The sequence below is a fragment of the Thermovirga lienii genome, assembly GCF_036847465.1.
In the GTDB taxonomy this organism is placed as follows: domain Bacteria; phylum Synergistota; class Synergistia; order Synergistales; family Thermovirgaceae; genus Thermovirga; species Thermovirga lienii.
Genome location: NZ_DAITZW010000003.1, coordinates 113706 through 125287, shown reverse-complemented (window position 1 = coordinate 125287; position 11582 = coordinate 113706). Strand labels below are relative to the sequence as shown.

The 11582-nt window shown below is 54.6% G+C and carries 3 protein-coding genes and 1 pseudogene; all 4 read right to left on the bottom strand.

Translation table 11 applies throughout. The annotated features are described in order from the left end of the window. Window positions 1-191: 191 nt before the first annotated feature. Window positions 192-1949 (bottom strand): annotated as a pseudogene (locus V7Z69_RS02470) (helicase-related protein); the annotation flags it as partial. Between the two features lie 47 nt (window positions 1950-1996). Then, on the bottom strand, window positions 1997-4675 hold the full coding sequence (locus tag V7Z69_RS02465) for a TrlF family AAA-like ATPase (protein ID WP_334138331.1): 2679 nt from the start codon (window positions 4673-4675) through the stop codon (window positions 1997-1999). Window positions 4676-4700: 25 nt separating this feature from the next. Beyond that, window positions 4701-7799 (bottom strand): DNA methyltransferase, encoded by a 3099-nt coding sequence (locus tag V7Z69_RS02460; RefSeq protein ID WP_334138329.1) that lies wholly within the window; start codon window positions 7797-7799, stop codon window positions 4701-4703. Window positions 7800-7815: 16 nt separating this feature from the next. After that, entirely contained in the window at window positions 7816-11565 is a 3750-nt protein-coding gene (locus V7Z69_RS02455; protein WP_334138327.1) for a DUF6079 family protein, read from the bottom strand. Window positions 11566-11582: the final 17 nt, after the last annotated feature.

The following is an 11582-nucleotide window of genomic DNA, read 5'->3' as shown; positions in this document are numbered from 1 at the left end:
CTCCCACCATCTCCTTCAACTAATTAAACGGAAGCAATTTGTGGCCCCTTACAGTCCCCAGTCTTGTCGATGCCAAATTCTTTGAATATGACGGACAATTTTTCCTCCAGAATCTCGCAAACACGGTGTTCCACTGAGTCATCAAGCACAAAGTTAACAGCACGCACTGTATGGTTCTGGCCGATACGATCCACCCGACCAATGCGTTGTTCTAGACGCATTGGGTTCCAGGGAATATCGTAGTTTATGACCACATGACAAAACTGAAGGTTGAGGCCTTCGCCACCAGCGTCCGTCGAGATTAGGATACGGGCATCTTTGGCAAATTCTTTCTGAGCCCTCTTTCGATCCTCCAAGTTCATAGAACCGTTAAGGCACACCACCTTAAAGCCTCGCTCGGTCAGGAACTCATATAGCATCTCTTGAGTCGGTACAAACTCAGTAAACACCAGCACTTTGAGATCCGGATCGCCTTCCTCAGCCTGGAGACGGTAGATCCAGTCCAGGAGTGCTTCGGCCTTAGCGTCCGGTCCCTGGCTTTCGCAGCGCTTGGCTGCTTCCAGAAGCATCTTCACCTCGTCCAGTTCGTTCTTCAGAGCCTTGAGCCGGGTCTTGAGCAGCATGTCCATCTGCTCCTGCCCGTCCAGCTCAGCCCAGTCCTCCTCGCTGAGCTGCGGAAAGAGTGTGAGCTGTTCCTGGGGAGTCTCGAGCGCTTCGAGGCGCCGCTCCAGCGTAGTGCGGATGGCGCGGGTGCTGGAGACCACCAGACGCTGCATCAAGATCATAAGGAATCCGATGTAGGTGCGCTTCTCAGCGATAGCCTGGTTGTAGCCTTCGCGTACGTATTCGGTGACCGCCTCGTAGAGCAGTCGATGATCCCGGTGGCGATCCTCCCACGAGATCGGTACCAGTTCCGTGCGTCGTGGTTTGAAAAGCAGTTTGCCCTCCGCATCAATGGCGTGACGTTTCTCTGTGCGAATCACGTATGGCCGAACCCGTTCTTTTGAGATGGTTTCTTCGTTGGGAAACGCTTCTGGGTCCAGCAGGGACAACAGACGTCTAAAATGGTCCGTCTTGCCCTGGTGCGGCGTGGCGGAGAGCAAGAGGAGGTAAGGTGCTGCCTCGGCCAGTCCCTGACCGAGCTTGTAACGGGCCACCTGGTCTGTGCTCCCACCAAGGCGATGGGCCTCGTCCACGATGATCAGATCCCATCCGGCGGAGATCAGGTCCTCGAAGCGCTCCCATGCCGGGCCGCTACTATTTGCGGGTGGTTTGACGGAATCCATCGGTGTCACAACCTGATGGAACATGAGGAATGGGTTGCGCAGCGAAGATGTGCGTTGCGAGCTCCGGGTTTCGAGTCTTTCTGAATCGGAAACCAAGAACCATGCACCAGGAACCGCCGAAATACGGCGCAACGTCTTCCAGTCATCGGGGAGAAGAAGTTGAAACTCCTCATTAAAATGGAGCCGCATTTCGGCGACCCATTGAGTCACAAGGCCCTTCGGGGCGATCACCAGTGTTCGCCTCACCAGGCCCCGGAGCTTGAGCTCCCGCATGATGAGACCTGCCTCGATGGTCTTACCGAGGCCCACCTCGTCTGCCAAGAGATAGCGTACACGGTCGTTGGAAATGGCCCTGGAGAGCGCTCGAATCTGATGAGGCAACGGGATGACGGATGATTCGATGGGCGCAAGCAGTACGTCCTGGGTCAGCGCATCGGCGACTCTCGCCGCGGCGGCGAGATAAGCGATCCCGTCCACGGTGGCGACTCCTGCTTCATGCGGAGGCCGGAGGCGCGTGGCGGGCAACTGCACGACAGCATCCTTGCCCGGCAGCCAGACACGGCAGACGGTCTCGCCCCAGAGTGTCTTGGTCTCGATGACCCGACAGAGCTCCCCGTGCTCGGGGCTGTAGTACCAGTTGTTGTTTTCCACCGACAGGGTCATCGTTGTTCAACTTCTCCCATCAACGAAAGGCTCTCGATGTCCGCCTTTCAAAAGCCATATTTCCTTCTCCGCATCTCGAAAGCATCCTTTCCTCCTTCAAGGACCTCTTCAACAAGCTCCCGCACCAGCAGGGTATCGATGGAACCCATATGCTCGCTGGGTAGCTTGGCCTTTCCTTGACCTGCCTCGCCAGAGGCGGTTAGACCTACGATCAACTCGGCATCTCCAAGCACGGGGATGTTCGCGTTGTGAGTGGCGAATATGAATTGGCGACGCCGCTTTTCTTCTTTCAACCTGGGAACGACGCCATTGGTAATGAACCGGTTGTCAAGATCGTCCTCAGGCTGGTCGACTACCAGCGGCGCATTGGCTTCCAGCAGCAAAAGCAGCAGTACCGCCGTAGCCTTCTGGCCGGTCGACAACTTTTCGAGAGTTTGCCATTGGGCGTCCTCGCCTTCCGGGGCCACATTCAGTTCAACTGTCGTTGTTGAAGGGAGGTCCAGCTCCTCAATCTTCATAACCAAGTCTGGATCGACTTGCGCAAGCCGCTCAGCTTGCGACGGGGAAAGGCCATACTTCTTACATAGGGCATTCTTGCCCTCTCGGATTGTGTTGGCCAGATCAACGAGTGATAGGTCCTTACGCTGACTCAGCACGTCCAGTGCCTCGGAAAGGCGGCCCCTCACTTCGTCGCGAAGCAGCTTGCACAACGGTTCTCGATTGCCGGCAAAGGTAACCGTCACCCTGACGCGGTTCCTTAATTTACGATTAACTTTCTTGGCTGCGCGTTCCAGTGCCCGGAATTCTTCCGTCTTTACGTCCTCCCATTGCGCAAGCAGGTTTCGGCGCTGACATAGGTATTCCTTCGCGTTCTGCGCCAGCTCATCCTGTCGTTCTCGAAGTGGGCGAAGCTCCTCAATTTGCCGACGCAGTTGAATAAACTCCTCGCCGTCAATCTTCGACTTCTGCAACTCCCGAAGGATCTTCTCGTACTGTTCCTTGACGGCCTTCTCTCGTTCCTCCCATTTGCGCTTAGCTGATTCGAGTCCCTCCTCGGCGTCCTGGATGGCCTTTGCTACCTGATCCCTGATGGTATTCATGGCCTCGTTGAAGCGCTCAAGAACCTGATCCGCTTCCATCAATACTTCTTTGCCCGGCAACTCCTTCAAGGCTTCAGCTGACAGAAAGCTGCGATCTACGGGGAGATGGCGCTCCATCTGGTCAAGTACTTCGCGGAATGGTTCAAGGCGGTCGAAAGCAGTTTCAAGGACCTTTTCCTCTTGCACCAGCAGGCTTTGTTCTTTCAGGCGCTCCTCTACTCCCGCTTCCTTGAAGCGCCGAAGTGTCTCCTCGAGTGCCGGAAGGGTCGCAAGGCGATCCTCGATTCCCTTCTGTTCTTTCCACACCTCGATAATCCTGGCCCGTATGCGCTCGAGCTTTCCCTTCAAGTCGTTCTTGCGCTGTGCTAGGTTTGTGTCACGGTCAATGAATCGTTCCAACAGGCGCGTGAGCTTTTCACGGCTTTTCGTCAGCTCGGAAATCTCATGCTGACCATATACCTCAACCTGTGGAATGATGTCGGTGGGCGATACCTCCAGGACATTACCGGATTCATCACGCACTATCGGTGGATTCGGAATCGTCCTCTCGATCAGATAGTCCCGCTTTGCGGGCCGATGAGCACGCACCAGGAGTGAAATCTTGGTGCCATTACGCAGGACATAGCGCACAATGCCTTCGTGTGCCTTGCGGGCGTCCTCGCCAAGAGGCTCGAGCCCCAACACATAACGGAGGCTTTCGATGACGGTAGATTTGCCGGTGCCTCGACCACCAATCAGCACATTGAGATTCTCGTTGAAATGAATCGCGGCGCCGTCGAGAAAGCCACCCTGCCACGTTAACGCCAGGAACTCTTCGTGCTCCTCCGGGACAGGGTCACTGGCCAACCTGATCCGTGAGGAAGGATCGAGAAAGGCCTGTCGTAACCCTTCGACGGAGACCGCGGACATCTTTATCCAGCAGGACGCGCCAGGTTTATCGAAGTCCTCTGGGCTTGATACGTCTTGGGCGTTAATAACGGCGACCGGTCGATCTCGGCGGTAGTCGGCGTTCTTGTTCTCTAGAATCTGGCGGATGCCATTCGGAGCATCAGTGATGGGCCCAGGAAGCGCACAGGCGAGAAGGTCTGGACAGGTCCATGCGTTTATGGCTGGCTGACCACTGAGCCTGTTGAGCAGCCCACCATCCGATGCAACGTGGGCTGCTACACAAACCGCTCCCCATGAATGGGTAGCTGTCCTGAGAAACTCTATGACATCGTATTTACCTGTGGGTGATACGGCTTCATCCCGGTGGATTCCACAGTCGCCAAGTATACGTTCCAACTCTCGTGTGGTTCTTTCTGGTTCAAACAAGCACAGAATGTGAACGCCGTCTTTGGTAACGGCCTCAAAGCCAGGAAACACATGAATACCCGCGTCACGTGCTGCCTTGGCTAGGCCGTCGGCTGTGTGAACCCGGTAATGGTCAGTGATAGCGATGACCTCAATACCGTGATCGAGACAGGCCTGCACGATGGCGGCGTTGTATGACGCCTCATCCTCAAACGCCGTTTCCTTGTTATGGCGCTTGACGTAGTCGAATGGATTAACCTGAAGCGCGCAGCGATAGAACCGTGCGCCGCTGGGCAGCTTCAGCGCCTCCGTCATGGAGCCAATATCGCTCATGACCTTCCTCCCATGAGTCATAGCATTATCCATCCTCCCCGGATCGAGTAATCGCCTGGTCGTACCACATGAGGAGTTTGGGATCCTCCTGGAGGACATGCTCGGGGATCTTACGCGCCACGGCGATAATGGTCGCGTAGTCCCGCTCCTGCCATGCCTTCTTGAAACCGGCGCGGACGGCCTCAACACGGAATCTCTTCAGGCGCTTCTGCTTGGATTCACGATACTCTTCAAACTCTTTGAGCAAAGCCTTCTCACGAAGCTTCTCCAAATCACTAGCCTTGTTCGGATCTGGGACGTACCAACGGTTCTTGGCGCGGTCTATAAGATGCAAGTTTCGAGTCTCAAGTCCGTTGTTGTCCTCTTGAGCTTGGCCAGAAGCAAGTTGTTCATCAATGATCTTCCGGAGTTCCGAACTCTGGCGCATCCAGGAAACGATTTGCTTGGGAATCGGTCCCTTGCCGTCGTAGCAGAGAAAGTTCTGCTCCAAAAGCTCCTTTAGCTCAAGCGACTTCTCGTACTTCTGCCAGCCTCCAATCTCCTTGAGGAACTGCGGATGAAGCTCCTGGAAGGTCTGGGGCTTTCTCGTGAGCATTGCTTTAAGCCACTGGATGGCAGAGGCCTCGTCGGTGACGAAGAGCTCAAGCTGCAGGACATCCTTCACCTTCATGCGCTTTTTGTCGTACTCGGCTACCTGCTCGGGCAAAAAGTACATCCCGTCACGCTCCGGGAAGCGCTGAGCAAGACCGGAGTAGAACTCCGCCGCAGAGAGGGGCACCATCACGCCACGCTGGACATGAAAGGCCACCATGCGGTCGAAGAGCAAGTAGTTCTGCCGCTCGGCGATGATTTCCGCCTTGCCGTCCTTGGAGACGAACACCGGTAGTTGCTTCAGGTGGGTGCGGACAAAGTCCCAGACACCTTCTTCGGTGCCGGCTTCGAGTTTGAAGCGTTCCTCAAGGCCGCCGTTGGGTTTGTAGCAGGAAATAATGATGTCCTGTTTGACTGCGCCTGCCTGAGTCACTTGATTGAACGAGCCCTGTTTCTTGTCCAGCGTGCGCACGTCCGCGATGACAAAGCCCGCCGTTTGCAGTGCTTCCTGAATGCTGTTCCAGACGCTATTTTTGGAGTTGTGGAACTCGACGGTCATCCAGCGGCCCGGCTTGAGCACACGGTAGTATTCCCTGAAGCACTCGGTCATGAGCCGCTGGTATTCCGGCAGGCCCTTACCCTGTACCTTGTTTTCAATCGCTTCCGGCTTGTTGTTGGTGAAGACATTAAGCCAGGCTTCCCAGAGGAAGTTCAGCTCGGAATACATCAGGTTGCCACCGAAGGGCGGGTCGGTGAAGATGTAGTCGCAGCAGGCACTTGAGACATCCAGAAACTGCGATGTTCTTGATTCTATTAGTCCAGACGAATGTCTTGAGGAAAGCGCACGTTTAAACGATCTAAGCTTCCCGTTGAGCCATTGATCTACGCGCCATTCGCGCACAAGGGAGCCAACATACAAAGTTCCGCTGAGTATCATGTTTGGGAACGTTGTCTTCGGTTTGAACCGCTGTAGTCTTGTGAGTCCAAGCAGACTTCCTGTGAGGATTGGAATTAGTCGACCGCCTAACTCTGATCTCTTAAGCCCAGAAAAGTATGCCCCCAGTACCCACAAATTCCGCTTCGTATAGAAATGGTGCACGTGGGTGATGCCGATGCGGAGCGGTTCGCCGGTCTTATCACCTTCTGGGATCGGGTTCTTCGGGAACCAGTAGGGAATGTCCAGCTCTTCGATCTTCTCGATCAACGCCAAGTCAAAGGCATCGGGCGTTTTCTCGTAGCGTTTCTTGCCCACGCTGTAGTTGATGAGCACCGGCACCTGCTTGGCTTGGCGGATGGTTTGATTGATAGCATTGTCGTATTTGGTCACCCAGGCGCGGTCCATGTTGCGCTTTGTGAGACTGGCGCCGCAATGCGGGCAGGGAAATTCGCTGTGCACCTTGCCCGCTTTCTTGTCTACCGCCGCATCCCAGAAAACCACCTCACGCGTACATTCGGGACAAACAAAAACATCTGACCAAACGGTATAGTTGATCCAGCCCCAGGTGGGACCTTTAAGAAGTGAAAACTGAGAGCTTAAAAGTTCCCGAATCTGATCGGGTGTTTTGCATGCACGCAGCTTGTCAGCCCACTCCTCCGCCTCGCCGTCTCGGGGCTCGGCCAACGTGGCGTACATCCAGCCGCACTCTTCTTCTACTTCCTGCAGAATGCGCTTGGCTTCGCGTTCAAAGGCTTGCACATCCACCGGCGTGTTGTAGTTGTAGGCGATGAAGGTGGCAGCAGGTGATAGGTCGTTGAGGACCGCTCGCCGGGCACCAAGTCTTGAGAAAGGCTTCCAGACGATCTTGCCGCTTTCGTCCGCCTCCTGCTGATAAATAATGCCCTGCTCGTCCACCTTGTAGCCCAGAGACTCCACAGTTTCGCGATCGCCACAAAGTTGTGCCGCCACACCGGTCATTCCCGTCCCGCAGAAGCCGTCGAAGACAATATCTCCCGGCTCCGTATAGTGCAGGATGTAGCGCATGATCGCCTTGTGCGGTACCTTGGTGTGGTAGGAGTGGGCCTTGTAGATGGGATCATCCTTCCCCTCGCTCACATCCACTGCGAAAGGCTCCTTGTTGTAAGGCACGTTCGGGTCGTAGGGCTTGCCGTAGTGCTTGATGAAGTCCTCGATGAAGGGGTTCGGGCACACCGTGTAATAAGGTGGATCGGATAAGTTCAAGATATCCTCGATCTCTCCGTGCGGGAAGCCGACCTCGTCCTTCCAGCGCTGAAGGAGATCCTTGCTTGAATCAGCACGGCGCATGCGCTCGGCAAGCTCTCCAAGACGCGCATCATCCCCCATAGGCCATTTCTCCACCGACTTCATCCGCGCATAAGCGTCTTCCACCGTAGTGAAGGGCACACCACCAAGCTTGGCGTGAAGTTCCTCCAGCCCTTCGCGCAAGAGACCCAGAAAATGCTCCCGCCGCGCCTCGTCGGTTTCAAAGGTCATCCCGAGGCATTCCACCGGACCTTGCGGCTTAACAGTTGACTCAAGATCAAATTGACTCTGAATATGGTCTACCTCTCTCATCTTTCATCTTTCGCCCCTATTCCAATATAATCCTTACTTTACCCGGCTCTTTGCCTTTCGTTAATTCTTCAAGGTATTCTTCAAAACGCTTCTTCATCTCCTCTGGCGTAACCGGTGAACCACCTTCCAAAAGAGCTGACCGTAAATCCTCGGGTTTAATAACTACCTTTACCAATCCTGAAAGAACTTCCTTGAGCGCCTGTATAAAATCCTGCCCCAACTCATCGGGTAATTTCCTTTCCTCCAGAAAAGCATCCACAAGCTTTCTGGACTCAGGTTTTAGCAGATCTAGATTCCTTTGGGTAGTTGGATCCTCCAAGTTATCAAGCAGTTTCTGAGTCCAGCTCTTTACAAGCTCATCGAGTTCTGTCTCTAGATTATTTAACACAGTAGCTGCAGATGGAACCATGTTTTCCGTTACAGGCCGGAATTCACAATGCTGGCAAATTGGTGATGCATTTAGCTCCTGTTCGGTGAGCGCGAAGCAGCTCTTCAGGCCAGCTAAACGTTTTTCAAACTCCATAAGTTGTGAAACGGGCATGATATCAATACTGGCAAGACTTCGGAGCATTTTTAGACGTTCATCTTTTAACAGATCTTTCTTCCACTTATCCTCATTAGAGCCCAGTCGGGCTCGGTTATGCATAGCAAGATATTCTCGCACGTACGATTTTTTAAGGTCAGTAAGCGTTTGCAGGGTCTTCTGGCGGAAAGAGCTGGACGTGCGCTGTACCGGGTCCGACACCTGCTCGAGCACTGCGTCCCGGGCCGCCTTCATCTCCTTCACCAATTTGTGGTTCGCGGGCAACACCCCCTCCGCAAGGGAGAGATAGTAGGTCACCGAATCAAGGTCTTTCACCAGTTCCTGCAGGGACTTTATCTCAGAGAGGGCCTTCAGGCCGTCTTCGTGACGATTCACCTCCTGGGCGTCGTAGTGGAAGTTCTTGAGCTTGCCGAGTGAGGAGTAAGCCTGGAGAGATTCTAGAAATTTCTTGGTCTGGTCGAGCCGATCACGCAGCTGGATTATTTCCCCCTCAGCCAGCAGGTTTCTGCCCCAGAAGGAAAGGCCACTCTGTAGGCTCTGCTGGGCCATGACCAGCTTATCCACCATTGCGGAAATGGCTTTCTGGAGCTGCTGGACCGGCTCTTCCTTGCCCTGGGTGACGAGCTGCGCCATGCCAGGCGCAAGTCCTAGCAGATCGAATAGCGCCTTGAGCCCGGGTAGGTTCCAGTCCTTTGGTCGCTCGATGTGCTTGAAGTGGGCCAGCTCATCAATGCTCGTCGCGGCCAGTTGCGGCAATCCGGTGGCGTCAAACTTCTTGCCGGGAATCGAAAGCACCAGGTCCCCGGAGTAGACCAGCGAGGCCAGGACCACGACAACCCATTCGGGCTCCAGGCGGTACCCCTTGTTCGGTGCGAAGTATTCGACGCCGCAGACCTCCTGGATCAGCTCCGAACGGTTGACCACCTGGCCATGCCCCTTATTCTTGAGGGTGTCTAGGATATGCTTCGCGTACCTAGAGCGACTCGGAGTGATCTTATCTCCATCGAGAAGTTCCAAGGCGTCAAGCACAGCTAGTGCCTGCTTAGTGGGGTTCTGTCCAGCGATTGCTCGCAGGGCGTCCTGGGCAGCCTGCTTGCGGTTCTGGCTAGTGATGAGCACAGAGAAGCAGGGATACTTGGGCGCCTGATCTTGAAAGTGTGCGGATAGGACGATGCCGGCGATAGTGTTCACCAGGTCGCGGAAGTTGATTCGATCATTCGGATTGAGCCCAGACAGCTCGCGGATGGACTTGTCTCTGGCCCATTCAAACAGCGACTTGGCACGTCCCTGATAGGTCACCTCGAAGGCATCAGTCATATGCTTCCGCAACCAATCCACCAGGTCCTTGAGGAATCCATTGGCCTTGGACTCATAGGTTGCTTTGGCGTGGCCGCTTGAGGTGGAGGCGAGGTCCAGCGCCGCAGCATAAAAACGCAACTTTTGCTCAAACTCTTCATCTCTGTTCTTCAAGTAAAAGAACACTTCATCGGCCTTCTTTTCGTCCTTGAAGTGCGGTGGATCAAACGGCTGGATGAAGTAGAGGTAGAAATCGCGGGGCGGTATCGCCGTCGAGCGCTCGTTGGGAGCGCCGAAGAATAGATATCCTTGTCTTGCCGCTTTGCGATCCAACCATTCCAGCTCGTGCTGCCAGATCTTGTAGTCGGGGACATAGGTCTGGTCGGTACACTCCATGACCCGCTTCAGGGCCTCGTAGTAGTAACGGTCGAGCTGGGAGGCATCGAGGCTCTCGGCGCGGCTCCGGATCTGAGCATCAAAATCGATATCTTTCTTTACATCTAAGTAAAACTGACCACTCAAACGCCCCTTAGAATCAGTTTCTGTCGCGGAAATGAACTGGCCATTTACCGTTTGGCTGATCACCCGCAGGCTTGCCTCAACCTCTCCTCGTAGGTCATCGGCAGGATCTCCGCCGAGTTCTGCCACCAGCGGATCAAAAAGACAAAGAGAGTCCCGTAATGCTTCTGCTGTTAGACCAACCGGTTTGTTTATATCGCCAACCGTTAGCCGATGAACACTTAGGCCGTATATAATTCGCCTTGCGAAATCCTTGTTCCTTCCTTTTGGATAACTGGAATCAATAAGACCTTCCAATTTCGAGCTACACTCGATTACCTCACGAATCTCAGGCACAGCACGAAATGCTGGGTTCTCCTTTATATTCTCCCAGTAACTATCAAATGCGATAAGACCAGGCCAGTCCTTCGGCACCTCTTGGTCGAGTAGCTTTTTCATGGCCAACGACAGGGTCTTGAGCACTTCGCGCTTCTCCACTAGAGTGATGCTCTCGAAGGTGTCGATGTAGTCGGGATGGACTGGGAAGAGGCGGACGAACTCGTCCATCCGCTCGTTCATATGGCCGTAGAACTTGGCGAACGGTGTTAGGTACTCGCGGATCTTGGCCTGTTGCTCGCCGGTCTTCTTGAGCAGGCGCTCGGCGACTACGAACTTCACGTCATTGCGGGCAATAAGAATCTGTTCGAAGCGGTCCTTGACCCTGTGTAGTTGATCGGCCACGAAGGCAAAACGGTAGCTGTCGAAGATGGCATCCTGCACACCCGCTATGAAGCGGAAGCGCAGATCCTTACAGACCTCGCCCACCTCGCGGAGGAAGTTGAGGTCGAGGATCAGTTCTTGGTCCTTGCGGGTGCGGAGATAGTCCAGCAGCTCATCCAAGACCAGGAGCAGGCCATGGTTCGGATACTCCTGGTGGAACGCAGCCATCATCTCTTCGAAGGCCCGCTTGTTGTTGTGGACCTGGCTGGCATCCGGGAAAGTGTAGGTCACCCCCATGGCGGCCAGGTGCTCTTCTAGCACGCCGACGAGGATGTCCCTCAACGACATGGTGGTGGCCCCGATCTCGGTGCGGACCACCTTGAACTTGCCGGCGATCCGCTTTGCGGCTTGTGCCACCTGTGCGTTGCCCAGGTAGGTCAGCAGGTTCGCGTCCTCGGCAATGCTGGAGATCACAGACATCAGGTGTGACTTACCGGTGCCGTAGTTGCCTACGACAAGTAGCCCCTTGTTATCGACGGGCTGATCGAACTGAAGCTGGGGGATCACAAGGTCGGTCAGCTTTTCGGCCATCTCGTCGGAGATGACATAGCTGCTTATTAGTTGTTTGGCTCTTTCGGTTTTATCGGCATCCCGTAATTGTACTACAGACTCAATGGGCTCAAATTGGATCAGATCTTTGTATTTCACTGCACACTCCCCCTTGC

What these genes read in the sequence shown, in the direction of transcription:
- V7Z69_RS02465 (WP_334138331.1), bottom strand. Translation starts at nt 4,675, where the DNA reads ATGAGCGATATTGGCTCCATGACGGAGGCGCTGAAGCTGCCCAGCGGC.
- V7Z69_RS02460 (WP_334138329.1), bottom strand. Translation starts at nt 7,799, where the DNA reads ATGAGAGAGGTAGACCATATTCAGAGTCAATTTGATCTTGAGTCAACT.